Origin of the sequence: Phaeovulum vinaykumarii, assembly GCF_900156695.1 — a bacterium.
In the GTDB taxonomy this organism is placed as follows: domain Bacteria; phylum Pseudomonadota; class Alphaproteobacteria; order Rhodobacterales; family Rhodobacteraceae; genus Bieblia_A; species Bieblia_A vinaykumarii.
In genome coordinates, this window is record NZ_FTOM01000005.1 from 44,116 (window position 1) to 69,126 (window position 25,011).

Here is a 25,011-nt window from a genome sequence, read left to right on the forward strand (position 1 = left end):
GTTCCGGAGGCTTTCCATGCTGCGCCCGATCCCCTGTTCGCTTCTTGCCCTGACGCTGGGCGCCATGCCCGCCTGGGCCGATGCCCCCCGCGCCGTGGCCGACATCCCGCCGGTGGGCGCGCTGGTGCAGATGGTGCTGGGCGATCTGGGCACCGCCGAGGTGCTGCTGCCGCCCAATGCCGACCCGCATTCCTTCCAGCTGCGCCCCTCGCAGGCCGCACTTCTGGCCTCGACCGCGCCGCTCTTCCGGGTGGGGCCGAAGCTGACGCCCTGGCTGGACGCTCATGCGCTCGAGGCCCGGCCCGAAGGCGCGGTAACGCCCGCCCCGCTGCTGGAGCGCATCCCCGGTCTGGTGCGGGACTTCGGCGCGGATCACGCCGAGGACGAGCACGACGATCATGAGCAGGACGACCATGCGGATCACGCGGCGGATGATCACGGCGCGCACGAGCATGACGCGCACGACGACCATGACACCCCGGCCCCCGGTGCCGCAGCCGAGGCCGATCACGATCACGAGGCGGCCGACCACGCCGAGGACGCGCATGAACATCACCACCACGAGGGCGTCGATCCCCATGCCTGGCTCGACCCCAAGGTGGCCGAAGCCTGGCTGGGCCTGATCGCCGAGGACATGGCCACGGCCGACCCCGCGCATGCCGAGACCTACCGCGCCAATGCCCGCGCCGCGCAAGACCGGATCGCGGCGCTGATCCCCGAGGTGCGCGCCCTCCTGGCCCCGGCCGCCGGGCGTCCCTTCGTCACCCAGCACGCGGCCTATGGCTATTTCGCGCATCGCTTCGATCTGGACGTGGCCGGCGCGATCTCGCCCGGCGATGCCGCCCCCCCCAGCGCCGCGCGCCTGCGCGAGGTGCAGGCGACCCTGCGCCAGGAAGGGGTGGTGTGCCTCTTCCCCGAGATCCGCAACGACCCGGCCCGCGCCGCGCTGTTGATCGAGGGCACAGATGTCCGCCTGGGCGGCGCGCTCGACCCGGTGGGATCGGCGCTGGAACAGGGCCCGGATCTCTATCCCGATCTGATCCGCGGCATGGCGCAGACGCTGACCGCCTGTCTGAAACCCTGATTGGCAGCGTCCGTATCGGGCCCCCGTATATGGACCGCATATCTGGCCTGAGTGTCTGCCTTGAGCATCTGGCCCCTGATCATGGGGCGCCCTCACGCCTGGGCGCCCCCCGCATGTCCGGCCCCTGATCCCCGGCCAGCCAGGGGCGCGCGCCCCCGCGCGCCCCTTTGACGTTGCCCCTGCCCCGGCGCGCCTTTTGCAACCCTGGGCGGCGGATGACGCTTGATCGCAGGGGCCCTAGCCTTCTATGACCGTTCAACACTCTGGGGGCGGAGGGACGGATGAGCATCAGGACCATCGGCACGCTGGACAGCGGCGCCGCGGTCGAGACGATCGCGCTGGCCGCGGGCGATCTGCGCGCCGAGGTGGTCACCCTGGGCGCGCGGCTCAACGACCTGCGGCTGGCCGGCACGCCCTGGCCGCTGGTGCTGGGCGCGGCCACCTTGGGGGGCATGACTGGCCCCATGCGCTGGTTCGGCGCGGTCGTCGGGCCGGTGGCCAACCGCCTGCGCGGCGCCCACGTCGAGATCGCGGGGCGGGTCCATGCGCTTGACGCCAATGACGGCGACGCCTGCCTGCATGGCGGGCACGCGGGCACCGCCGCCCGGCTCTGGCAGATCGCCGACACCGCCCCCGACCGCGCAACCCTGACGCTGACGCTCGAGGAGGGCGCCTGCGGCCTGCCGGGACGGCGCGAGCTGCGCATCAGCTACCGGATCAAGCCGCCGGCGACGCTTGTCGTGCGTCTCTGGGCCACGACCGATGCGCCGACGCTTCTGAACCCGGCGCTGCATCCCTACTGGAACCTCGACGGCACGCCCGACACGGGCGGTCACCGGCTGCGGATCGCGGCCGATCACGTGCTGCCCACCGATGCCGCGCATCTGCCCACCGGCGAGATCCGCCCCGTTGCCGGGCCGTGGGATCTGCGGGCCCTGCGCGCCGTCGCGGATCTGCCGCCGCTGGATCACAACTTCTGCCTGGCGCCGTCGCCGCGCCCGCTGACCGAGGTGGCCGAGCTGCGCGGCGCGCACGGGGTCTGCCTGCGGATCGCCACCACCGCGCCGGGGCTTCAGGTCCATGACGCGCGCGAGATGGACACCGCCCCCTGGCCCGGCTTGACCGGCACCCCCTACGGGCCGCGCGCGGGGCTTGCGCTGGAACCGCAGATGTGGCCCGATGCTCCGGGGCGCGCGGGTTTTCCCGCAATTGACTGCGCCGCAGGGGGACAATGGGCGCAAGAAAGCCGATACAGGCTCGTGCGCGAGGAGGTCTGAACAATGCAATCCGCTGGACAGGATGCCCTTGAGGCGCTGTTTTCCGACATCGCGCCGAAACTGGGGCTGACCCGCCCGGCGGGCCTGTGCTTCGCGGCGATCTGGTGCGCCGACGCGCCCCCCTGCGCCGATGAGCTGGTGACGGCGCTGGGGCTGTCGCGCTCGAACGTGTCGACCGCGCTCAAGGAATTGCGCGCCTGGGGGCTGGTCGGGCGGGCGCGCGTGTCAGGCGACCGGCGCGACCGCTTCACCGCCGCACCCGACCCCTGGGCGGTGGCGCGCCAGCTTCTGGCCGAGCGCACGCGGCGCGACCTGGCCCCCACGCTCGACCGGCTCTATGCGATCGAGGCCGAGACGGGCGACGCGCGCGTGGCCGGGCTGTGCGAGGTGGTCGAGGGCTTTTCCAGCTTTCTCGGGGGGCTGGCGCGTCTTGATCCCGCGGACCTGGCCGAGCATCTGGGCGGCGCCGGCGGCGAGAACGGCAAGAAGAAGAAAAAGAAGAAGGCCTGACCCCGGCCGCAGCGCCCATCGCCCCGGAGATGCCAGGCCCCCCGGAGATGCCAGGCCCCAGGGCGGCAGCCCCGCGATACGTCCCCGCGACATCACGCGCCCCACAAGACGTGTCCCACAAAATGACGACCGCGCCCGGAGACGAGAACGGCGCCTTCGGCAAAGCCGCCGCCCCCCCACGCAGGGGGGGGCACGGTTGCGCTTGCCGCTCAAGGTGCGGAGCCCGCGCGCGGGGGGGGCACGAGGCCCCGCAGATCCAACACCCGGTGCCGCCCGGCGCCCGTGCCCGCTTTTGCTGACGGCCTCGGATCGAGCAGCGCAAGGCAGCCCGGCCCCGCGCGCCATGTCTCCGAGGCGCCCCCACCGCATGCCCGCGCCCCGCGCGAAAGGCGCCGCGGCCGGGACCGCGCGACGCCGCCGCGCCCCCTGAACCCGGCCCCGCCCCCGCAGCGCGCCGTCAGCCCCGTAGCAGACGGAAAACGCCGCCCCACCGCGCCCGTGGCCCGGCGATGTGACGCAACGTAAGATCTGCGCGCCCACGCGGCGCGACGTCAGACCTGCGCGCCCATTCGGCTAGACGGCCCGCGGCACCGCGCGCAGCCCCGCGGGCCGTCTAGCCGGCGGAGAGCGGCGCCTCCTCGCGCGGGATCAGCCGCAGCCAGATGCCGTCGCGGCCGCGCACGGTCAGATGCGCCTCGGGCACCGGAACGCGGCCCGCGACCGGCTCGAAACGGAAGGCGCGCAGCAGAAGCGCCAGCAGAAGCGGCCCCTCGGCCATGGCGAAGGCCGCGCCGGGACAGACGCGCGGACCCGCCGAGAACGGGATATAGGCGTGGCGCAGCCCCTCCTTGCCGTTCGCGGTCTCCCAGCGGCCGGGGTCGAAGGCGTCGGGGTTGTCCCAGATCCGTTCGTGGCGGTGCAGGTGCCAGGGCGAGATCACCACCTGCGCCCCCTTGGGCACCGCGCGGCCGCGCCAATGCAGCGGGCAGGTCGTCTCGCGCACCATCATCGGCACCGGCGGATAGAGCCGCATCGCCTCGCGGAAGACCGCACGCGCCAGCTTCAGCTGGTTGACGACGGCAAAGCCGGGGATCTCGCGGCCGATCCGGTCGCGCGCTTCCTCGGCCAGGCGGTCCTGCCATTCGGGATGGGTGGCCAGCAGATAGAGCGACCAGGCCAGCGCCGAGGCCGAGGTCTCGTGCCCGGCCAGGAAGAAGATCGCCACCTGATCGACCATTTCCTCGGTGTCGAAGGCACGGCCGGTTTCCGGGTCGGGAAAGGTCATGATCTTGGTGGCCAGATCGTCGGGCGCGCGGCCTTCGGCGATCTCGGTCATCCGCGCGGCGGTCAGCTGCCGGATCAGCCCGCGGATCACCGAAGCCGTCCCGCGCGTGCGCGCGGAATGAAAGCGCGGCACCCAGTCGGGCAGCGGGATGAAGGCGCCCAGATTCAGGAGCGGCTGCGCCTTCTGATGGGCGCGAAACTCGGCAAAGGCGGCGGCGGCGGTCTCGTTCTCGATCGGAATGGAAAAGAGCGTGCGGAAGATCACGTCGGCGGCGGCATGGCTGGTTTCGGCCTCGATCTCCATTGGCCCCTGGCCGGCGCTGGCGCGCAGCCGCTCGACCATGGCCACGCCGCTGTCCCACATCGCCGGGAAGGTGTCGCGCAGCCGCCCGCCCTCGAAGGCCGGGTCGATGATGCGGCGCTGACGCTCCCACAGATCGCCATTGGTGATGAAGACCGACTGGCCCAGAAGCGGGCGCAGCCCCTCGCCGATGCGGCCCGACTTGGGAAAGTCACGGTTCGGCGCCTTGAGAACCGCGTCGACCAGTTCGGGCTGGTTGATCAGGAACGAATGGAAGAAGGGCGTGCGGAATTCGGCCATCCAGGCGCGATAGAGCCGCACGGGCTGCGCCGAGAGGATATCGCGGCGAAAGAGGCGCGCATAGCGCAGGAGCGACACGCGCGCCGGCCGGGGCATGGGCTTGGGCGGAAGGGGCGGCGCGGATTGCGGCGGCGCGGCATCGGGCGCGGGGGATTGGGACGGGGGGGTCATGCGCACTCCGTATAGGGGTTGAGGGGCGCGGTGATCCGCCCCGGCGAGGGGGGGCGGCCGGCGTAACGCGCGGCCAGCGTCTGCGGCCCCGCGGTGATGCGGAAATAATCGTAATCGCCGGGGCGGTCGAAGGCGCACAGATACTGGAAATGCAGCCGGAAGAAGCGCCAGCGCAATTCGGCCCAGCGTTCGGGCGACAGCGTCTGCGTGAAGGCCGCCGAGACCACCAGCGGCCATTTCCGATCCGGCGGCGCCACCCCGCTGACCGCGACCGGATCGCACAGCGCAAAGGCGCAGCCGTCGCCCGGCGCGGTGACATCGACCCAGCAGAGCGCATCGCTGCGCGACAGGTCGCGCAGATCGGCCCGCAGCCGCCCCGCCCGCGGCAGGAAGGACACCATCGGCACCACCTGCCCCAGCGTCAGGAACCCGAGCGGCGGATGCCCCTGCGGCAGGCCCGCGCGGATCAGATCGGCCAGGATCGACACGCCCAGATGCGCGCCCGAGGAATGGCCGACCACCAGCACCTCGTCCCAATCTTCGGTCAGGGCGGTGCGGATCGTGGCGCCGAATTCGGCCATCCGGGCCTCGAGCGCGGGGGGATTGGCGCCGCCTTCGCGCGCGTTCAGCGCATAATCATGCATCAGGTAATAGGCAAAGACCTTGCCGTCGGCCTTGCGGAACCGTTCGAGCACCGCGCCCAGGACCGCCGCGCCCACCGCCAGCAGCACGAGGCCGCGGCCGGGAAATTCGGGCAGACCCCAGGCCAGGAGGCGCGCCGCAGCCCAGCCCAGCCCCAGCCCGATCAGCGCCTCGAGGATCAGGAAGATCACCGGATAGAGCGCCGCGATCGTCGGCCCCTTGCGCAGCCGCATCAGCCGCCAGAGCGCGCCCGAGCCGATATAGGCCCAGGCCGTGAACAGAAGCTGCCAGTAGGTGGCCGGGATCGAATGGCCCATCGACTTGCGCACGATGTCGGACCAGACCAGCACCTCGATATGGGTCTCGACCGCCGTGCCCTCGATCCGGCCGCGCACGGTCCAGCCATAGGCGCCGGCGCCGGGCGCCTTGGGCTCCAGCGCGATCTCGTAGCCCGAGATCGCCGCCTGGTCGCGGCCTTCCTTGCGGTAAAGCTCGCGGTAGCGGCGCGGGTGGATCGGGTCATAGCCGGGGATGTAGAAGACCCGCCGCCGGCGCACCGGAGCCGTCGTTGGGGCCGCCGTTGGGGCTGTCGTCGATGCCATGCTGCCTGTCCCCCCTTCCGCCGCGCCTTCGGGGCGCCGCGACGGGCGCCCCCCCCTGGGGTCGAGACTAGGCGGGATGCAGGCGCACAGGAAGGCGCGCGCATTGCCGCAGGGGGCGGCCGAGGCAGGGGGGGACGCGCCCGGCGGGAGAGGGAAGGACCAGCCGGGAGAAGGATCAGCCGGGAGAGGCGCCGCGCCAACGGGCCTCGCGGGCCTCGATCGCGGCGATGCGGGCCTCGGTCGCGGGGTGGCTCATCGCCCAGGCCGGGCCGCCGCGCCCGCCCGCACCGGTCAGCCGGTCGAGCTTGCGAAAGAGCGATTTCTGGGGCTCGGTGCCGATGCCCGCGCGCACCAGAAGCGCCGAGGCCCAGGCGTCGGCCTCCTCCTCGTCGGCGCGCGAGAGCCGTGCCGCCAGCGCCGAGGCCAGAAGCCCCGCGATCCAGGCCCCGATCCCCAGCGGCAGGAGCCGGCCCAGAACACCCGCCAGGATCAGCCGCAGCGCGTTCTGGCCGGTGAAATCGATCATGCGGCGGCGGGAATGACCCAGCCCGACATGGCCCAGCTCGTGCGCGACGACCGAGGCGATCTCGTCGGGGGTGATCTGGCCAAGGTCGAGCTTGTCGAGAAAGCCGCGGGTCAGGAAGACGCGCCCGTCGGGGGCGGCCAGGCCGTTGACGGCGGGGGTCTCGTAGACGTGGACGGGGATCGAGGGCACCTCGAGCGCCGCGGCCAGACGGTCGAGCGCAGGCGTCAGACGCGGATCGCGGAGCGGGGTCGAGCGCGCGTCAAGCTCGCGTCGGGTGCGCCAGGCCGAGAAATGCCAGGCTGCAAGCCCGTAGAGCAGAAGCAGAAGGAAGGGCAGCAAACGGATCATGGCAGGGATATGGGGTGCGCCGCGCCGCAGGCAATGACCTGTGGGAAGGGCGCGCGCTTGGGATGGCGTCTCGGCCCCGCAAGGGGGCGAGCGCGGGCGTCCCCCATCGAGGGGGACGCCCGCGCGCCCGGCCTTGGCCGGGGGCGCCATCCCTTCACTGGCGGCCCCTTCCATGGCGGCCTGTCATCTGGTCCGCGGCGGTCTCGGGACGACAGCCCCCCGCAGGCAGGACGACACGCGTCCCCGCCGGCTACGCGCGCCCGGTTTGCGGGGGCAAGGGCGGTGCCGTCCGCCATCCTCCGCGCCGTTTGCCGACACGACACGAAAGTCAGGCGTCACACGCGGAAAAGATCACCCCAGCCCGCACGATCAGCCCAGATGCCGGGTGGCCTCGGCGATCCCCTCGAGGGTCAGCGGCACCATGCGATCCTCGAAGATCTCGCGGACGATCCCGATCGAGCGCGTATGCCCCCAGTGCTGCCGCGGCGTGGGGTTGATCCAGACATGGCGTGGCCAGGCCGCGCGCGCGCGTTCGAGCCAGACCGCCCCGGCTTCCGCGTTCCAATGTTCATTGGCGCCGCCGGCATGGGTGATCTCGTAGGGGCTCATCGAGGCATCGCCCACGAAGATGCATTTGTAGTCCGCACCATAGCGATGCAGCAGATCCCAGGTGGGCGTCTGGTCCGAAAAGCGGCGCGCATTGTCGGCCCAGACCCCCTCGTAGAGGCAATTGTGGAAATACCATGCCTGGAGATGCTTGAACTCGGCCCGCGCGGCCGAGAACAGCTCGGCCACCTGCGCCACATGCGCATCCATCGAGCCGCCCACGTCGAGAAACAGCACCACCTTGACCGCATTGTGCCGTTCGGGACGGGTGCGCACGTCGATATGGCCGGCCTCGGCGCTGGCGCGGATGGTGCCGGGCAGGTCCAGCTCCTCGAGGGCGCCGGTGCGCGCCCAGGCCCGCAGCCGCCGCAACGCCAGCTTGATGTTGCGCGTGCCCAGCTCCACCCGGTCATCGAGATCGGCAAAGTCGCGCCGGTCCCAGACCTTGACCGCACGCTGATGGCAGCTGCGGTCCTGGCCGATGCGCACGCCCTCGGGGTTATAGCCATAGGCACCGAAGGGTGACGTGCCAGCGGTGCCGATCCACTTGTTCCCGCCCTGATGGCGCGCCTGCTGTTCGGCCAGACGCTGGCGCAGGGTCTCCATCAGCTTCTCGAAGCTGCCCATGCCCTCGATCGCGGCGCGCTCCTCGGGCGAAAGCACCTTCTCGGCCAGTTTCTCGAGCCATTCGCGCGGCAGCTCGGCGCGCGCGACCGCGGCCATCGGGTCGAGCGTGGACACGGCCCCGAAACAGGCCGCGAAAGCGCGGTCGAAACGGTCGTAATGGCGCTCGTCCTTGACCATCGAGAGCCGGGCGAAATGATAGAAGGCCTCGGCCCCGCCCTGCCCCAGCCCCGCGCGCAGCCCCTTCAGGAAGTCGAGATATTCGCGCAACGAGACCGGCACGCCGGTGCGGCGCAATTCCTCAAGGAAGGGGACGAACATCGCGCCCCCCCTTGCCGCCCGGCTGCGCGCCAAGGCCGCCTGTCCCACCGCATCGCTGCATCGCCTGCCCCCCCCTGACGGCCCCGCTGACAGCCCTTCCAGACAGCCCCGCAAGGACGAAAGCGCCGCCCGAGGCCCGCCCCCCGCCCGGGGAGCGGGAGGCTCCGCGCGCGTCTCAGCCGCGGCTGCTGCGGGCCAGCGCCGCGATATCGGCCGCGCGCCGGCGCACCGCCGCATCCGAGCCGTAACCGTAGCGCGCCCAGGAGGCCGCATCAAGGCGGGCCTGTTCGGCCTGCGCCCCCGCCCCCAGCGCGCCATAGGCCTCGGCGCGGATCAGGTGCAGCGTCGCCACCAGCGCGGGGTTGTCGCCGCGGATGGCGGGCCCCATGGCGCGCCCGACCAGCGCCACCGCATCCTGCGCGCGCCCGTCCTGAAGCGCCAGCGCCGCCAGCTGCATGTCGACATGCGCGGCCTGGATGCGGGCGCCGGGCGTGGCGCGGTAGATCCGGCCGGCATTGAGGAAGGCCGAGACCGATTGCTGCGGCGCGCTGGTCATCGTCAGCCGCCCCAGCGCAAACCAGGCAAAGGCCGTGCGCGTGTCGTTCCAGCCCTGCGCCGAGGCATAGGCCAGCGCATCACGCGCCGCCCGCACCCGCATCGCGTTCGACCCCCGCCCCCCCAGCGCCCGGGACAAAAGCCGCGGGAAGGTCTGCGGGGTCGGCCCTGCCGCCGGGGCCGCGGCCCGCGCCGATCCCCCCGCGGGGTTGATCCGCGCCAGGATGCCCGGCAGCCGCGCCCCGACCTCGGGCGCGCTCAGCCCCGAATGCAGCTCGGGCGCGTAATAGGCGCGCAGGATCTTCATGTCGAAGGGCGTCAGCACGGCGTGGAAATTGTCGTCGTTGAAGACGGAATCGGGCAGCCGGTAGAGGTCGTTAAGCGGCCCCAGCGCCTGGGCGATTTCCTCGTGCAGGCAGTCGCGGACCTCCTGCGGCGCGGTGTCGGAGGGGATGAACACGGTGGCATGGCTGCGCGTGCGCAGCCGCGCCCAATCCGTGGCCCCCGACCGGCGCAGCTTCATGTATTCGTCCCAGCTGCGCACGTTGGGCACCACGAAACAGGCCACGTTGGGCACCGCCGAGACCAGCGCCTGCCGGGGCACGAACTGCACCGTGATGTCGTTTGTCGCCGCCGTCCCCGGCGCGATGTCGATCCCGGCCTCGGCGCGCAAGCGGCCGATCAGACGCGCCAGCTCGGCCTCGGCCCCCTGCGGCGCCGGCCCCGCGGTCGACACCCGCACCGGACCCTCGAAGCGGGTCAGCACCGGCAGCGCGCGCCCGCTTTCAAGGTTGAAGGACAATTCCATGAAATCGCGCGCCAGCGTGGCGTTCGAGATCACCGCCGGGCGCGAACGCGCGGGCGGCAGGGGCGTCAGCCCCGCCGTCGAGGCCCGCACCTCCGGCAGGCCAAGCGTCGCCGAGGACGCCCGCGCCATCGGCGGCGTCTGCGTCGACGCGCATCCCGCAAGCCCGAAGGCCGCGAGCAGGATCCCTGCGGCCAGCGTGCGGCTGACACGCGGGCGCGAGGGTATGCGAACACAAGGGGCAAGGCCCCTGTCATCCGCGGTGGCCGGGCACGATGGCTGTCGCGCCGGCCCGACGCGCCTGACCCCCCCGGTCAGGCCCGCCGCGGCAAGCAGTTGGTCACGCATGGCAGTGCGTATCCCCCCAGATATGTGGCTCCAGATTAGGGGCAAGCTGCGGTAACCGATAGTCAATAGTTGGGGCAGGACCGGGACAATTCGGTGTCGGGCCTTTCTTTGCGGCGTATTTTGACCCCCATCCCGCCGCCGCGGCGCCGTGATCGGCCCGCCGAAAGCGCTCTGCGGGGCGAATCCGGCCGGAATCGGGCAGTGTCCTGCCCGCGGGCACGGGGGAATCGGTCCGGCGCGCCGGGGCGCTTGCCACATTTCGGAAACAGGCGTTGCGCGGCGCGAAACATTGTGCGAGTTTTCGGCGGATCGGCGATCCAATGCCGCGCCGGGCGGGGGATTGTTTCCCGCACACCCCGGCCCTCGCGCACGCGCCGGCCCCCGCGCACGCGCCGGCAGGCCCATGCGCATGATTCGCACCCGGCCCGCCCTCAAATCGCGTCCGAAAGGCCCGAAAATCAAGACCAGTTGCACGAAGCATTAATCCCTTCCCGGTAGGAATCCGCTCGGGTTTAGGGAGATTCTCATGGCTCTGTTCAGAAGATCGCGCCGAGCTCAGGCACCGGACTGGGACGCGGCGCTTGCACGCGCCTGCGACGGCGCACTTGCCGTTGCCTGGCTGGATCCGCAGGGGCGGATCCTGCGCGCCAATGTGGCCTTTCACGCGCTGCTCGAGGCGCCGGAGGGCGCGCTCGACGGGCGGCGCCATGACGATCTGCTGGCCGAAAGCCGCGCCTGCGACCCCGATCCGCAGACGCTCTGGACCGCGCTGCGCGCCGGACAGGCGCAAAGCGCCTATGCCGAATGGCGCACGCAGACGGGGCAGCTGCGCCATGTCCAAATGTCGCTGTCGCCGATCCGCGATGACGCCGGGGCGCTGTCCCAGGTGGTCGCGCTGGCCCGTGACGTGACCGCACGGGTCGAGGCCGCGCGCCGCGACGCTGCGATGATCGAGGCGATCGGGCGCTCGAACGCGGTCATCACCTTCGATCCCGACGGCACCATCCTCGAGGCCAACGACCTGTTCCTGGCCGCGACCGGCTATACCCAGGACGAGATCGTGGGCCGCCATCACAGCATGTTCATGCCGCAAGATGAACGCGACACCGCCGACTACCGCGATCTGTGGACCGCCCTGCGCGACGGCCAGTTCCGCGCCGGCGAGATGCGCCGCGTCGCCAAGGGCGGCCGCGAGATCTGGCTTCAGGCCAGCTATAACCCGATCCGCGGCGGCGACGGACGCGTCGCGCGGGTGGTAAAGTTCGCCTCGGACATCACCGAAACCAAACGCCGCGCGCTCGATCAGGCCGGCCAGCTCAAGGCGCTGTCGCGCTCGCAGGCGGTCATCGAATTCGACCTCAAGGGCAATGTCCTGCGCGCCAACGACAATTTCCTGGCCGCCACCGGCTATGGCGCCGCGGAAATCCGCAAGTTGCACCATTCCGCCTTCGTCACGCCCGAACACCGCCAGAGCCCGGATTACGCCGCCTTCTGGCAGGCGCTGGGGCGGGGCGAATTCCGCCAGGGCGAATTCCGCCGCATCTCGAAATCCGGTCAGGACGTCTGGCTCCAGGCCACCTATAACCCGATCTTCGATGACCGCGGCCGGCCCTACAAGGTGGTGAAATTCGCCTCGGACATCACCGCGCGCAAATCCGCGATCGAGAATTTCCAGGCCGCCGTCGAGGCGCTGAGCGAAGGCGATCTGACCGTGCGCATCGACCGCGATGTTCCGGCTGAATTCGACGATCTGCGCCATGACTTCAACCTGGCCATGACGCGCATGTCGCAACTGGTCGGCTCGATCGTCGAGGGCGCCAACGCGATCCAGGCCGAGGCCGGCAGCCTTCAGGACGCCTCGGACGAACTGGGCCGGCGCACCGAGACGCAGGCCGCCTCGCTCGAGGAAACCTCGGCCGCGATCCAGCAACTGGCCTCGAATGTCCAGAAGTCCTCGCGCGATGCCAGCGCCGCCGCCGCGTCGGTGTCCGAAGCGCGCGAATTCTCGCGCTCGGGACATGCCATCGTGCGCGAAACCATCCAGGCCATGGACGATATCGAAAAAAGCTCGGACCAGATTTCCAAGATCACCAGCGTGATCGACGAGATCGCCTTCCAGACCAACCTTCTGGCGCTGAACGCAGGCGTCGAGGCCGCGCGCGCAGGCGAAGCCGGGCGTGGCTTTGCGGTCGTGGCCTCGGAGGTGCGCGCGCTGGCGCAGCGCTCCTCGGAGGCCGCGCGCGAGATCGCCGATCTGATCCGCACCTCGGACGCCCAGGTGCGTTCGGGCGTCGATCTGGTGGGCCGGTCGGGCGAGGCGCTCGACCGCATCGAGGTGCTGATCGGCGGGGTGGACGATCTGGTGCAGGCCATCGCCAGATCGGCCGCCGAGCAATCGCTGGGCCTGTCCGAGATCACCACGGCGGCCAACCAGCTTGACCAGTTGACCCAGCAGAACGCGGCGATGTTCGAGGAAAGCTCGGCCGCGGTGAAGATGCTCGAGGAACAGGCCCGCACGCTCAGCCGCGAAAGCGCGGTGTTCCGCCTGAACGATGCCGACCGCGCCGCCCCCTTGGACGACATGGGCTGGCGTCAGAGCGCCTGAGCACCTGAGCGCCCCCCGCGCGCGCGCGCGCCCCGGACATTGCCGGGGGGCGAAGGCCATGCGCCCCGCAGGCCCCCTCAGGATCCCAGGGCCAGAGGGGTCTGGGCCAGAGGGGGCTGGGCCAGAGGGGGCTGGGGCTGAGGGGGCTGGGGCTGAGGGGGCTGGGGCTGAGGGATCTGGGCGCAGGGTCTGGGGCAGAAGGCCTCAGAGATCGTAGAGCGCGCCGAACTTGGCCTCGAGATCCTCGAGAAGCGCGGTCTCGTCCGGGGCCGCCCCGCAGGCCCGCGTGATCAGCTCGGCCGGCGGGAAAAGCGCGCCGTGACGGTGGATCTTCTCGGCCAGCCAGGCCACCGGCACCTGCGCCGCACCCGCCGCCAGATGCGCGTCGAGATCGGGAAGATCGGCCCGCATCGCCCGGTTCAGACAGCCCGCATAGACATTGCCCAGCGTATAGGTCGGGAAATAGCCGAAAAGGCCCGCCGACCAATGCACATCCTGCAACAGCCCCTGCGAGGGCCGCGTGACCGGCACGCCGAAATCGGCCGCGAACCGGGTGTTCCAGGCCTCTTCCAGATCCGCGACCTCGAGCGCGCCGGAAAACAGCGCCCGCTCCAGATCGAAGCGCAGCATGATATGCAGGTTATACTGCACCTCGTCGGCTTCGGTGCGGATGAAGCCCGGATGCACGCGGTTGACGGCCGCATGGAGCGCCTCGGGCCCGGCCAGGCCATAATCGCCGAAGAGCGCCTGCATCCGTGCGTGCAGCCAGACCGAAAAGGCCATCCCGCGGCCGATCTGGTTCTCGCAGATGCGGCTCTGGCTCTCGTGGACGCCCATCGACACGCCGCCGCCCAGCGGTGTGAAGGTCATGCGCGCCGCCACGCCCTGTTCATAGAGCGCGTGGCCGACCTCGTGGATGGTGGAATAGAGACAGTTGAAGGGGTCGTCCTCGGCCACGCGGGTGGTGATGCGCACATCCGAGCCCGACCCCGAGGTGAAGGGGTGCACCGACAGATCCAGCCGCCCGCGGGTCCAGTCATAGCCGAAGGCGCCGGCGACCTCGCGGGCAAGACGCATCTGGCCGTCGGTCGGGAACTGGCCCGTCAATGCGCGCGGGGCGGGCTTGCCCAGGACGGCGGCGCGCAGGGCGACAAGGCGCGGGCGCATGCGCGCGAACATGGCGGCGATCTCGGCGGCGCGGGCGCCGGGCTCGTAGCCGTCGATCAGCGCATCATAGGCGTCGCCGCCCCCCACCCCGGCCGCGGCCATCGCCTGGCCTTCCTCGCGGCGCAAGGCCACGACGCGGGTCAGAAGCGGCAGGAAACGCGCCACATCCTCGGCGGCGCGGGCCTCGGCCCAGACGCCCTGGGCGAGGCTTGTCACCTGCGCCAGCTCGGTCGCCAGCCGCTCGGGCACGGCCGCGGCCCGGCGATGGGCATGGGCGATCAGCGCCAGCGCGCGCGCGCCTTCGACATCGGGGGCCTCGGCCGCGGCCAGCCACTCGGGGATGCGCGGATCGGTGCGCCGGGCGTGAAGAACGGCCTCCATCGCGGCCATTTCCTCGGCCCGCTCCTCGGCAGCGCCGCGCGGCATCACCGTTTCCTGGTCCCAGCCCAGACGCCCGGCCACCGCGGCCAGCGCCTCGGTGCGGCGCTGATGCGCCATCAGTTCGGCAAAGGCAGTCATCTCAGCGCCGCCGCCCCCGGATGGATTGCACGGCCGGATAGAGCGCGAAGATCCGCGCCCGCAGGACCAGCGCCAGAAGCGCAAAGCCCGCCGCAAGATGGACCAGCGGCAGCGGCGCCAGATCGGGGCGCAGCGCCCCCAGCACGCCCAGCGAGGCCTGGAGCAGCGCGCCAAGCGCCATCACCAGGAACGCCCCGCGCGTGACCGGATGCACCGAGCGGCGCGCCACCAGCCAGCCCGCCAGCGCCACCAGCACGACCAGATAGCCCAGGGCGCGGTGCCCAAAGGCCAGAACCACCGGATCGGCCAGCCCCGCAAGACCCGCCTGCGGCAGCGCCAGCACCTCGGGCGGAACGAAGGCGCCGTTCATCCGCGGCCAGTCGGCCGAGGCGGGCAGCCCCGCAAGGCCGGTCAGATGCACTCCCAGGACCAGCGTCGCCGCCAGGAGCCAGCCCGCCGCCCCGGCCCAGCGGGCCAGCCCGCGTTCGCCCATCCGCCGCGCCTGCAACAGCGCCACATCGGCCCGCCCGCGCAAAAGCGCCGGCCCGACCAGCAGCGTGAAGACCGCCGCCGTCCCCGCCGCCGACGCCGTCGCGAGCCAAGGCTGGACCGCCGAGATGATCGCGTCGAACCCGGGCCAGAGCGGCCATTGCGACAGCCCCAGATCCGCCGGCAGGCCCGCCTGCGCCGCCAGCCGTGCGACCGGCGCCTCGAGAAGACCCAGCGTGCCCCCCAGCGCCAGCAGCGCCAGCCCGAGAAGCAGCGCCAGCACCAGCGACAGCCGCCCGCCCAGACCCTTGGGCAGCTTGCCCGCCAGCGCCAGGATCGGCCAGCCCAGCACCATCAGCCCCAGCGCCGACACCGCCCCGAGCGCCTGCCCCCAGCCCGCCCACCAGAGCGGGCGGAAGGTATCGAGCGTCATCGCAGGCTCGGCCGGAACGACCAGCGTGCCCGGCCCGCCCAATGCAGGCAGGCTGGGCAGCGGCGGCAGCACCGGGCGCGGCACATGGCGCGCCATCTCGGCCGCCCAGGCCGCGGCATCGGCCGGCGGCATCAGCGACAGCGGCGCCGACCAGAGCGCCGCGGCCAGATCCGGCGCGCTCAGCCGCAGGAAGCTCTGCGCCAGCAGCACCGCCAGCACCAGAACCGAGACCACGACGAACCACAGCCGCAAAAGGCCCTGCCCGGCGCGGGTGGCACCGGGGCGGGCGTCGATCACCCCCGTCGGCGCCACACGGGCGGCGGGCGGCGGCGCGGCGGCACCGACGTCTTCGAAGATCGCGCGTTTGCGCTTGCTTGCGGGTTTCCTGGCCATCGGCCCTCCCCTCAGGATCGCGGGCCCCCGCGCGGGGGCGTTTCGTCGCGCAACTTAGGCGCGCCCGCGCGCCCCCGCAAGCCGCGGGCGCGGGCCGCTCTGTCGCGGTCAGTCCGTTCACGGAATGCGGCGCCATGCGCGCCCCGCCGCCCCCTTCGGCCCACCGCCCCCTTCGGCCCACCGCTCCCTTCGGACCGACGCGCCCCTCGGCCCGCAGCAGCCCTCAGGCGTCGCCGTCGCGCCGGCGCGCCAGTTGGCGCAGCGCGCCATGCAGCGTCTGCACGTCCTGGCGCGTCAGCCCCAGCCGGCCCCACATCTGGCGCAGATTGGCCTTCATGCCCTCGGCCTTGGTCTCGGGGAAGAAATAGCCCACCCGTTCGAGATCGTCCTCGAAATGCCGCGCCAGGTGGTCGCGCTCGAGGCCGGTGGCCATCTCGGTGCCCGGCCCTGCCACCACCTCGGGGCCGTCGAACCCCGCCCGGCTCCATTCATAGGCCGAAAGCAGCACCGCCTGCCCGAGGTTGAGCGAGGGGAATTCCGGGTTGACCGGCACCGAGATCAGCGCCCCCGCCCCTTCCAGATCGGCATTCTCGAGACCCGTGCGCTCGGGCCCGAACAGCACCGCCACCCGCGCCCCCTGCCCGATCAGCGCGCGCGCCTGGCGCATGGCGGCCTCGGGGGTCATCACCGGTTTGGACAGCTCGCGCCCGCGGGCGGTGGTGGCAAAGACCATCTGGCAATCCGCGATCGCCTCGGCCACGCCGGGGAAGACGCCGGCATGGTCGAGCACCCGCCCCGCCGCCCCCGAGGCCATGGCCACCGCGCGCGGATTGGGCCAGCCGTCGCGCGGATCGACCAGCCGCATCCGGTCAAGACCGAAATTCAGCATCGCGCGGGCGCTGGCGCCGATATTCTCGCCCATCTGCGGGCGGACAAGGACGAAGACGGGTTTCGAAGGTGCGTCGGTCATGCGCGAGCTTCTAGCACCCCGCCCACGCCCCGCCAAGCAGGCCCGTCGCCGTTCCGGCAGAGGGTGCTGGAACGGGCCCCAGAACGGGCCCCGAAACGGGCCTCTGCGCTTGCCAAGACGCCGGCGCAGACCTAAAACCCGGCAACCCGCAACCGCGCAGACCCGCAAGGATCGTTCCATGTCCGACGCCCCGTCCGAAGACCGCCCGCAGATCTGCCTGATCACGCCGCCCAGCTTCGACACCGACAGCTTTGCCGACATCCTGGCGGCCGCGCTCGATGCAGCACCCGTGGCCTGCCTGCGTCTGGCGCTGGCCAGCCGCGACGAATACGAGATCGGGCGCGCCGCCGATCTGGTCCGCCAGATCGCCCATGAGCGCGACATCCCCGTGGTGATCGAGGCGCATCTGGCGCTGGTCGGCCGGCATGGGCTCGACGGCATCCACCTGCCCGACGGCGCCCGCCATGTCCGCGCCGCGCGCAAGGAGCTGGGCGCCGATGCCATTGTCGGCGCGGCCTGCGGCGCCACCCGGCACGAAGGCATCAACGCCGGCGAGGCGGGCGCCGATTACGTCAGCTTCGGCCCCGCGGGCGCAACCGCGCTGGGCACGGCCGATCCCGCGCCCTTCGATCTGTTCGAATGGTGGTCGCAGATGATCGAGGTGCCGGTGATCGCCGAAGGCGCGCTCGATGAAGATCTGGTGCGCCGCCTGGCGCCGGTGACCGATTTCTTCGCCTTCGGCCCCGAGATCTGGTCGGCCGAAGACCCGGCCGCGGCGCTGCGCGATCTCGACCGCGCGATCGGCTGATCGAGACACCGGCCATGGAGACGCGCCTTCTGGCCGCCATTGCCGCGGCGCGCGCGGCGCGGGGCCCGCAGGCGCGGCTGATCGTGGCGCTGGCCGGGGCGCCGGCCTCGGGCAAGTCGACGCTGGCCGCCGCGGCCGTGGCGCGGCTGAATGCCGAGGGCCCCGGCACCGCGGCGCTGCTGCCGATGGACGGGTTTCACTTCGACGACACGGTTCTGGCCGCGCGTGGCCTGCTGGCCCGCAAGGGCGCGCCCGAGACATTCGACGTGGCGGGCCTTGCGCATATGCTGACCCGGCTGCGCGCCCGCGAACCCGACATCGCCATCCCGATCTTCGACCGCCGGATCGAGATCGCACGCGCGGGCGCTGCGATCATTCCCGCCGGCGCGCAGGTGATCCTGGCCGAAGGCAATTACCTGACGCTGGCGCGGGCGCCCTGGGGCGGGCTGGCGCCGCTCTTTGATCTGAGCGTGCGGCTCGATCAGCCCGAAGAGGTGCTGCGCGCGCGGCTGATGGCGCGCTGGGACGGGCTGGCGCGCTCCGAGGCGGCGCGGCGCATCGCGGAAAACGACCTGCCGAACGGCCGTCTGGTCGCCGCCGAAAGCCGGCCCGTCGATCTCGTGCTGCGCCCCTGAGAGGGCGCGCGCCTCACGAGGCGGTCTTGCCGATCCCCTCGAACCAGGCGCGGATCCGGGCGCGCTCGGCGGGCTCCATGAACGAGATATTGGCCGGCGGCATCGCCCCGGTGCGCCCGGCGCTCAGATAGATCCGCTCGGCCGCGCGGGCCACCTGTTCGGGCGTGTCGAAGACCAGCCCCCGCGGCGGCGCGGCGAAATGCGGATGCAGCGGGGTTTCGGCGTGGCACATGGTGCAGCGCATCGCCACGATATCGTTGACATCGGCAAAACCTGCGGCCAGCGCCGCGGCCTCGGGGGCGCCGTGAAGGGCGGCCGCGTCGTCACCCTCCGGATCATGCGAAACCGGCCCCAGCGCCGACAGCCAGATGATCGCGGCCCCGACCGCCGCGGCCGCGGGCCAGGTCCACCACGGATTGCCGCGCCGGGCGTGATGGCTGTTGAACCAATGCCGGATCAGCGCCCCCATCGGGAACAGCAGCGCCGCCATCAGCCAGTTCCAGTGCGCATCGAAGAACAGCGGGTAATGGTTCGACACCATCAGCACGATGACCGGCAGCGTCAGGTAATTGTTGTGCAGCGACCGCTGCTTGGCCGCCGCCCCCAGGCGGGGATCGGGGCTGCGCCCGGCGATCAGGTCGGCCACCACGATCTTCTGGTTGGGGATGATCAGCGCAAAGACATTGGCCGACATGATCGTGGCGGTGAAGGCGCCCAGATGCAGCATTGCCGCGCGCGCCGAGAACACCTGGGTGTAGAACCAGCCCATGACCAGGATCATGCCCCAGACGATCCCGATCAGAAGCGCGTCGCGCCCCAGCGTGGCCTTGCACGCCCGGTCATAGGCAAACCACCCCAGCAGCAGCGACCCCGCCGAGAGCGCGATCCCCGCCCAGACCGGCATGTCGGCCACGCGCGGGTCCAGCAGGAACAGATCCGCCCCCCAGTAATAGACCAGCCCCAGAAGCCCCATCCCCGACAGCCAGGTGGCATAGCTTTCCCATTTGAACCAGGTCAGGTCGGGCGGCATGTTCTGCGGCGCAAGGCCATATTTCTGCATGTGGTAGAAGCCACCGCCATGCACCTGCCAGGCCGCCCCGGAGACCCCCTTCGGCGCCCCCGCCTCGGGGCGCAACGACAGATCGAGCGCGATGAAATAGAACGACGAGCCGATCCAGGCGATCGCGGTGACCACATGCAGCCAGCGCATCCCGGTTTCGGCCCAGGCCATGGCAAAGCTCAGATCGCCCATCTCACCCCCTTACGGCTGTCGCCCCGGCCCCGTCGCGGGCAAGGGTCGTTTCCGGCAAAGCGCAGCCCGCCGCACAAGGCAAGAGGCCATTCCCCCCGCCACCGCGGAATGCCGCCCTGCGCGCGCGCTGCCCGGCGCGAAAGACGGCAGCACGCCGCGCACCGCCCATAATATCGGCAAGACTCTGCCAGAGACGAAAGGCCGCGCACAAATTCGCATCCCTTTCCCCGCGCAAAATGCCAATATCGTGATGCACCTGCGGCACAACGCGGCCTGCATTGCAGCTGGTGCAAAGGTGACATTCCCTGCGTGCATGTCTTTGGTTATGGAAGCTTAGCCATCCTACTGTCATGTAACGCGAGAAAATTTCGGGATTCGCAGTATCTTGACGCCCCATGCCCGCCCCTGTCCGCCGCCCCTGTCGCGCCGCGCCCTTCTGGGCGGGATGTCGGCGGCGGCCCTGCTTGGCCCTGCGGCCGGCCGCAGCGGCGCCGCCCTGGCCCAGGATCTGACGCCCCCGCCGGCAGAGACCGCGCCGGAGATGGCGCCCGACCCGGCGCAGCCCTTCTCGTTCGATCTGCTGACCGAGGAAATGCGCGCCCTGGCGGCCACGGCGCATGAACGCCCCAAGGTCAAGGCCAGTTTTCTGGACAATCTGACCTATGACGATTACCGGCTGATCAACTTCAACCCCGACCGCGCGCTGTGGAAGGGGCAAGGGACGCTGTTCACGCTGGCGGCGTTCCACATGGGCTGGCTGTTCAAGGAACCCGTGCGCCTGTTCGAGGTGGACACCAAGGCCGCCGCCGCGCGCGAGCTGACCTTCAGCACCGACGATTTCCTCTATTACAACGAGATGGCCGCGCGCGCGCCCGAACATGCGGCGATGCCGGGGGTGGCGGGCTTCCGGCTGGCCAGCCCGATGAACCGCGCCGATGTCTTCGACGAGGTGGTGGCCTTCCTGGGCGCGTCCTATTTCCGCGCGCTGGGGCGTGGCTCGGCCTACGGTCTTTCGGCGCGCGGGCTGGCGATCAACACCGGGATGCGCCGGGCCGAGGAATTCCCCCGCTTCTCGCGCTTCTACATCGAACGCCCCGCCCCCGGCGCCGAGGAGATCGTTCTCTTCGCCGCGCTGGAAAGCCCGTCGGTCACCGGCGCCTATCGCTTTGTCATTCGCCCCGGCGCGACCACGGTGATGGATGTCACGCTGCGCCTCTTCTTCCGCGCGGCGGTCGATCAGCTGGGCATCGCGCCGCTGACCTCGATGTTCCTCTTCTCCGAGAAGAACCGCGCCGATTTCGACGATTACCGCCCCAATGTGCATGACAGCGACGGGCTGTGCATCGAACGCGCCGACGGCGACGTGCTGTGGCGCCCGCTGAACAACCCGCCGCGGCTGGCCAGCTCCTATTTCGTCGAGGACAGCCCGCGCCGGTTCGGGCTGCATCAGCGCGACCGCGACTTCGACCATTACCAGGATGCCTCGGCCCGCTACGAGCGCCGGCCCTCGGTGGACGTGGAACCGCTGGGCGACTGGGGCCGCGGGGTCGTGCGTCTGGTCGAGATCCCCACCGATCTCGAGGTCAACGACAATATCGTGGCCTTCTGGGTGCCCGAGGGGCAGGTTTCCGCCGGCGAGTCGCGGGAGTTTGCCTACCGTCTGCACTGGGGAGATCTGCCCCATGACAAGGACGACACGCGCGCCTATATCGACGAGACACGCGCCGGACATGGCGGCGTGTCCGGTGTGGCAAACACCGATGGCACGCGGAAATTCGTGATCGACTTCCGGGGCGGCATCATCGCGGGGCTTCCCGGCGATGCCGAGATCGAGGCGGTGGCCTCGGTCAGCCGGGGCGAGATCGTGACAAAGACGCTCTCGCGCATTCCCGAACGCGGCATATGGCGCCTCGTTCTGGATGTCGCGGGCGATGAAGGTGAGACCGTCGAGCTGGCAGCACATCTGCGGGGATATGACCGCAAACTGTCAGAAACGTGGCTATATCAATGGATTGTGGAATGATGCTGAAGCAACACCTGACAGTCCTGGCCGAAATCGACACGCTGGTGGGCGATCTGGGCGCCCTGCCCGATGCCCCCCTGGCGATGCCGCGCCAGAGGCTGGAACCCGCGCTGATCGACCGGCGCGCCCCGGCCTTGCCGCCGGTGGCCCCCCAGGCCACGCCCGGGGCCGAGACCTGATCCATGCCGCCCGGCCTCGGCGCGGCGCTGGCGGTTGCCCGCGCGCGGGTGGCGGCGCTGGCGATCTCGGTCACCGCCGCCGCGGTGGCCTTTCAGCTGTTCATGAAATTCGGCGCCGCCGACGGGCTGGACAACCTTGACCTGACGCGGGCCGGGCTGATCCTGATCTCGACCTGGTGGCTGGCCTGGGGCGCGGCGCAGGGGCTGATGGGCCTGACCACGCGCGCCGCCCCCCCGCGCGTGAAAGCGCCGCCCCATCAGGGCCGCGCCATCGTCCTGGTCCCCGTCTACAACGAAGACCCGATGGTGACCTTCGCCCGCATCGCGGCGATGGAGGCCTCGCTTCAGGCCGCGCGCGCCGCCCGCGGCGGGGCCGAGGTGCATTTCGCCATCCTGTCGGACACGCGCAACACCGAGATCGCCGCGCTCGAACAGATCTGGTTCCTGCGGCTTCTGGCCGAGACCGGCGCGCGCGGGCGCATCTTCTATCGCCGGCGCACCGACAACACCGGCAAGAAGGCCGGCAACATCGAGGAATTCATCACCCGCTCGGGCGCGGCCTACGATTATGCGGTGATCCTTGACGCCGACAGCCTGATGGAGGGCGAGACCATCCTCGAGATGCTGGCGCGGATGGAGGCCGAGCCGCGGCTGGGCCTTTTGCAGACGCTGCCCAAGGTGGTGCGCGCGCAGACGCTGTTCGGGCGCGCGATGCAATTCTCGGCCGCCTTCTATTCGCCCGTCTTCGCCCGCGGTCTGGCGATGATGCAGGGGCGCAGCGGGCCCTTCTGGGGCCATAACGCGGCCGTGCGCGTGCGCGCCTTCGCCGAAAGCTGCGGGCTGCCCGCGCTGGCCGGCAAGCCCCCCTTCGGCGGCCATATCCTCAGCCACGATTACGTCGAGGCCGCGCTTCTGGCGCGTGCGGGCTGGACCGTGCGGCTCGATGACGATCTCGAGGGTTCGTTCGAGGAAGGCCCCGAGAACATCGTCGATCACGCCAAGCGCGACCGGCGCTGGTGCCAGGGCAACCTGCAACATGCGCGCCTGCTGGCAGCACCGCGGCTCAAGCTGTGGAGCCGCTTCGTCTTCGTGCAGGGCATCTTCGCCTATGTCGCGCCGCTGTTCTGGCTGGGCTTCATCCTGGTGTCGATCGTGGCCACGGTGACCGCGCCGCCGCCCGATTATTTCCCCACGCCCTACTGGCCCTTCCCGGTCTTTCCCGCCGACGAGACCTCGAAGGCGATCGGGCTCTTCATCGGCATCATCGGCCTTCTGATCCTGCCCAAGGCGCTGATCGCCTTTGACGCGGCCGCCTCGGGGCGCGCGGCGGGCTTCGGCGGCGGGCTGCGCGCCGCGCTCTCGACGCTGAGCGAGCTGGTCCTGTCCTCGATCACCGCGCCGGTCTTCCTGATGTATCAGACGCGGGCGGTGCTTCAGGTGCTGATGGGGCGCGACGGCGGCTGGCCCACCAACAACCGCGGCGACGGCACGCTGAGCCTGCGCACGGCGCTGGTGGCGGGGCGGTGGATCTCGGCCTGGGGACTGGCGGGGGGCGCGGCCACCTGGATCTGGGCGCCGGGCCTCGTGCCTTGGCTGTCGCCGGTGGTGGTGCCGATGGTGCTGGCGCCGCTGATCCTGTGGGCGACGGCACGGCCCTGGCGGGGGCGGCTCTTCACCACGCCCTTCGATCGGCGCGCGCCCGCGATCGTGGCGGCCCATGACGCGGTGCTGACCCGCTGGGAGGGGCTGGCCGCGCAAGGCGCCGTGCTGCCGCCGCTCGGGACGCAGACCGCGGCCGTTCCGGTTCAGCAGGAAGACGCCGATGCGCCCGCGCGCGGCATCTCGGACACTGGCGCGCCGGGGCCGGAGGCGTCACAGAACCGTCACGATCCGGCCGATGCGCCGCGACCGGCGGAGGAAACCCATGGCTGACATCACCCCCGCCCCCAAGGGGCAGGGCCGCGCGGCGCCCCCGCGCCCGACCCAACCGACGCAGGCTCAACCGGCACGGGCCCAACCAACGCAGGCCCAACCGGCACGGGCCCGCACGCGCGATCCGCGCCTGGACGTGTTCCGGGGCCTTGCGCTCATCACCATCTTCATCAACCACATGCCGGGCACGGTGTTCGAGGATTACACCTCGCGCAATTTCGGCTTTTCCGACGCGGCCGAGGCCTTCGTGCTGATGTCGGGCGTGGCCGCTGGCATCGCCTATGCGCCGGGGCTGCTGCGCCGCCCGCTCTGGCCGGGGCTGGCGCATGTCTGGGGGCGGTCCTGGACGCTCTATCTGGTCCATCTGTTCGTGACCTTCTGGGTCATGGCGGTGGTGGCGGCGGGCGCGCTCTGGCTCGACGTGACCGCGCTTCTGGGCAAGAACAACTTTGGCCCGGTCTTCCAGAAGCCGCTCGACGTGATGGTGGGCCTGCCGACGCTGGGCCATCAGTTCGGCTATGTGAACATCCTGCCGATGTATGCCGTCCTGCTGCTGGGCGCGCCGGTCATGGTCTGGATCGCGGCCTGGCGGAAATGGGCGGCGCTGGCGGTGTCGATCTCGATCTGGGTGCTGGCCGGGCAGTTCCGGCTGAACCTGCCCAATTACCCCAACGCGGGCGGCTGGTTCTTCAACCCGATCTCGTGGCAGCTGATCTTCACCGTGGGCCTTCTGACCGGCATGAGCCTGCGCGAGGGCAAGCGCTTCGTGCCGCGGCGCGGGTGGCTTCAGGCGCTGAGCGGGGGGTTCCTGGTGCTGGCGCTCGTCTGGATGAAATGGGATCCGATGAGCAGCTACATGAACCGCACGCTCCATGCCGCCTACAAGGCCGGCGTGCCCTTCTATCTGGCGGGCTTCGACAAGACCTATCTGGCGCTGCCGCGGCTGTTGCACATCCTGGCGCTGGCCTATTTCCTGTCGTCCTTTGGCGTGGTGCGGCGCGTCTGCGCGATGCGCTGGCTGGAACCCGTGTCGGTGATGGGGCGCCAGGCGCTGCCGGTCTTTGCCTTCGGCACCATCCTCAGCCTGACGGGACAGGTTCTCAAGGGCGCCTTCCCGCCCGCCTGGCAGCTTGATGCGGGCCTGATCGCGGGGGGGATCGTCGTGCTCTGGGCGCTGGCGGTCCTGCGCGAGCGCGCCCGCATCCGCCCCGCCAAGCCCGCGACCGCCGCCCCCGCGCCGGCGGCCACGTCGCCCGACAGCGTGGCGCAGGCCGCCGCCTGAGCCCCCCCGCTGAGCCCCCC

Annotated in this window: 19 protein-coding genes; 10 read left to right on the plus strand and 9 right to left on the minus strand. The window is 71.1% G+C overall.

The window, feature by feature from the left end:
* Positions 1 to 16: 16 nt before the first annotated feature.
* From BW949_RS10960 to BW949_RS10970, 3 genes are all read left to right on the plus strand, one after another.
* Positions 17 to 1,084 carry a zinc ABC transporter substrate-binding protein gene (locus tag BW949_RS10960; RefSeq protein WP_076366033.1) on the plus strand — a complete coding sequence of 356 codons (1,068 nt, stop codon included), beginning with the start codon at positions 17 to 19 and terminating at the stop codon, positions 1,082 to 1,084.
* Positions 1,085 to 1,365: 281 nt separating this feature from the next.
* Positions 1,366 to 2,361 carry an aldose epimerase family protein gene (locus BW949_RS10965; protein ID WP_076366035.1) on the plus strand — a complete coding sequence of 332 codons (996 nt, stop codon included), beginning with the start codon at positions 1,366 to 1,368 and terminating at the stop codon, positions 2,359 to 2,361.
* Positions 2,362 to 2,364: 3 nt separating this feature from the next.
* Positions 2,365 to 2,871: a GbsR/MarR family transcriptional regulator gene (locus tag BW949_RS10970; RefSeq protein WP_076366037.1), complete on the plus strand. Its 507-nt coding sequence runs from the start codon at positions 2,365 to 2,367 to the stop codon at positions 2,869 to 2,871.
* Between the two features lie 613 nt (positions 2,872 to 3,484).
* Here BW949_RS10970 and BW949_RS10975 read toward each other — a convergent pair.
* The 5 genes from BW949_RS10975 to BW949_RS10995 all read right to left on the minus strand — a co-directional run bounded on the left by BW949_RS10975 (position 3,485) and on the right by BW949_RS10995 (position 10,088).
* Positions 3,485 to 4,927, minus strand: coding sequence for a cytochrome P450 (locus BW949_RS10975; protein ID WP_083947726.1), 1,443 nt, complete (start codon positions 4,925 to 4,927; stop codon positions 3,485 to 3,487).
* Positions 4,924 to 6,171 carry a hypothetical protein gene (locus BW949_RS10980; protein WP_076366039.1) on the minus strand — a complete coding sequence of 416 codons (1,248 nt, stop codon included), beginning with the start codon at positions 6,169 to 6,171 and terminating at the stop codon, positions 4,924 to 4,926. Before BW949_RS10980 ends, BW949_RS10975 begins: the two co-directional genes overlap by 4 nt.
* A gap of 175 nt (positions 6,172 to 6,346) precedes the next feature.
* A complete protein-coding gene (locus BW949_RS10985) occupies positions 6,347 to 7,045 on the minus strand; it encodes a M48 family metalloprotease (protein WP_076366041.1) in 699 nt (232 codons plus the stop codon).
* Between the two features lie 369 nt (positions 7,046 to 7,414).
* Entirely contained in the window at positions 7,415 to 8,596 is a 1,182-nt protein-coding gene (locus BW949_RS10990; protein ID WP_076366043.1) for a vWA domain-containing protein, read from the minus strand.
* Positions 8,597 to 8,771: 175 nt separating this feature from the next.
* Positions 8,772 to 10,088 carry a DUF2927 domain-containing protein gene (locus tag BW949_RS10995; protein WP_235816279.1) on the minus strand — a complete coding sequence of 439 codons (1,317 nt, stop codon included), beginning with the start codon at positions 10,086 to 10,088 and terminating at the stop codon, positions 8,772 to 8,774.
* A gap of 742 nt (positions 10,089 to 10,830) precedes the next feature.
* Between BW949_RS10995 and BW949_RS11005 the strand changes: the two genes are divergently transcribed.
* Positions 10,831 to 12,909 (plus strand): methyl-accepting chemotaxis protein, encoded by a 2,079-nt coding sequence (locus BW949_RS11005; RefSeq protein WP_083947728.1) that lies wholly within the window; start codon positions 10,831 to 10,833, stop codon positions 12,907 to 12,909.
* A gap of 204 nt (positions 12,910 to 13,113) precedes the next feature.
* Here BW949_RS11005 and BW949_RS11010 read toward each other — a convergent pair whose 3' ends face one another.
* The 3 genes from BW949_RS11010 to BW949_RS11020 form a co-directional block, all read right to left on the minus strand.
* Positions 13,114 to 14,595, minus strand: a complete 1,482-nt coding sequence (locus BW949_RS11010; RefSeq protein WP_076366045.1) for a carboxypeptidase M32 — start codon at positions 14,593 to 14,595, stop codon at positions 13,114 to 13,116.
* Between the two features lies 1 nt (position 14,596).
* A complete protein-coding gene (locus tag BW949_RS11015) occupies positions 14,597 to 15,910 on the minus strand; it encodes a COX15/CtaA family protein (RefSeq protein ID WP_076366047.1) in 1,314 nt (437 codons plus the stop codon).
* A 223-nt stretch (positions 15,911 to 16,133) separates the two neighbouring features.
* Complete coding sequence (locus BW949_RS11020) at positions 16,134 to 16,880, minus strand: RNA methyltransferase (RefSeq protein WP_076366049.1); 747 nt, start codon at positions 16,878 to 16,880, stop codon at positions 16,134 to 16,136.
* Between the two features lie 178 nt (positions 16,881 to 17,058).
* On the opposite strand from BW949_RS11020, the gene BW949_RS11025 reads away from it, so the two are divergent.
* A complete protein-coding gene (locus BW949_RS11025; protein WP_076366051.1) occupies positions 17,059 to 17,688 on the plus strand; it encodes a thiamine phosphate synthase in 630 nt (209 codons plus the stop codon).
* Positions 17,689 to 17,702: 14 nt separating this feature from the next.
* Positions 17,703 to 18,323 (plus strand): nucleoside/nucleotide kinase family protein, encoded by a 621-nt coding sequence (locus tag BW949_RS11030; protein ID WP_076366053.1) that lies wholly within the window; start codon positions 17,703 to 17,705, stop codon positions 18,321 to 18,323.
* A gap of 13 nt (positions 18,324 to 18,336) precedes the next feature.
* Here the strand turns inward: BW949_RS11030 and BW949_RS11035 are convergent, their stop codons facing one another.
* A complete protein-coding gene (locus BW949_RS11035) occupies positions 18,337 to 19,575 on the minus strand; it encodes a urate hydroxylase PuuD (RefSeq protein ID WP_076366055.1) in 1,239 nt (412 codons plus the stop codon).
* A gap of 445 nt (positions 19,576 to 20,020) precedes the next feature.
* Between BW949_RS11035 and BW949_RS11040 the strand changes: the two genes are divergently transcribed.
* From BW949_RS11040 to BW949_RS11055, 4 genes are read left to right on the plus strand one after another with little or no spacing between them, the layout of a single operon-like run.
* On the plus strand, positions 20,021 to 21,598 hold the full coding sequence (locus BW949_RS11040; protein ID WP_076366276.1) for an OpgD/OpgG family glucan biosynthesis protein: 1,578 nt from the start codon (positions 20,021 to 20,023) through the stop codon (positions 21,596 to 21,598).
* Entirely contained in the window at positions 21,595 to 21,777 is a 183-nt protein-coding gene (locus BW949_RS11045) for a hypothetical protein (protein WP_076366057.1), read from the plus strand. The genes BW949_RS11040 and BW949_RS11045 overlap by 4 nt, the downstream gene beginning before the upstream one ends.
* 3 nt (positions 21,778 to 21,780) lie before the next feature.
* Positions 21,781 to 23,709, plus strand: a complete 1,929-nt coding sequence (gene mdoH, locus BW949_RS11050) for a glucans biosynthesis glucosyltransferase MdoH (RefSeq protein ID WP_076366059.1) — start codon at positions 21,781 to 21,783, stop codon at positions 23,707 to 23,709.
* Complete coding sequence (locus BW949_RS11055) at positions 23,702 to 24,991, plus strand: OpgC family protein (RefSeq protein ID WP_083947729.1); 1,290 nt, start codon at positions 23,702 to 23,704, stop codon at positions 24,989 to 24,991. Before mdoH ends, BW949_RS11055 begins: the two co-directional genes overlap by 8 nt.
* Positions 24,992 to 25,011: the final 20 nt, after the last annotated feature.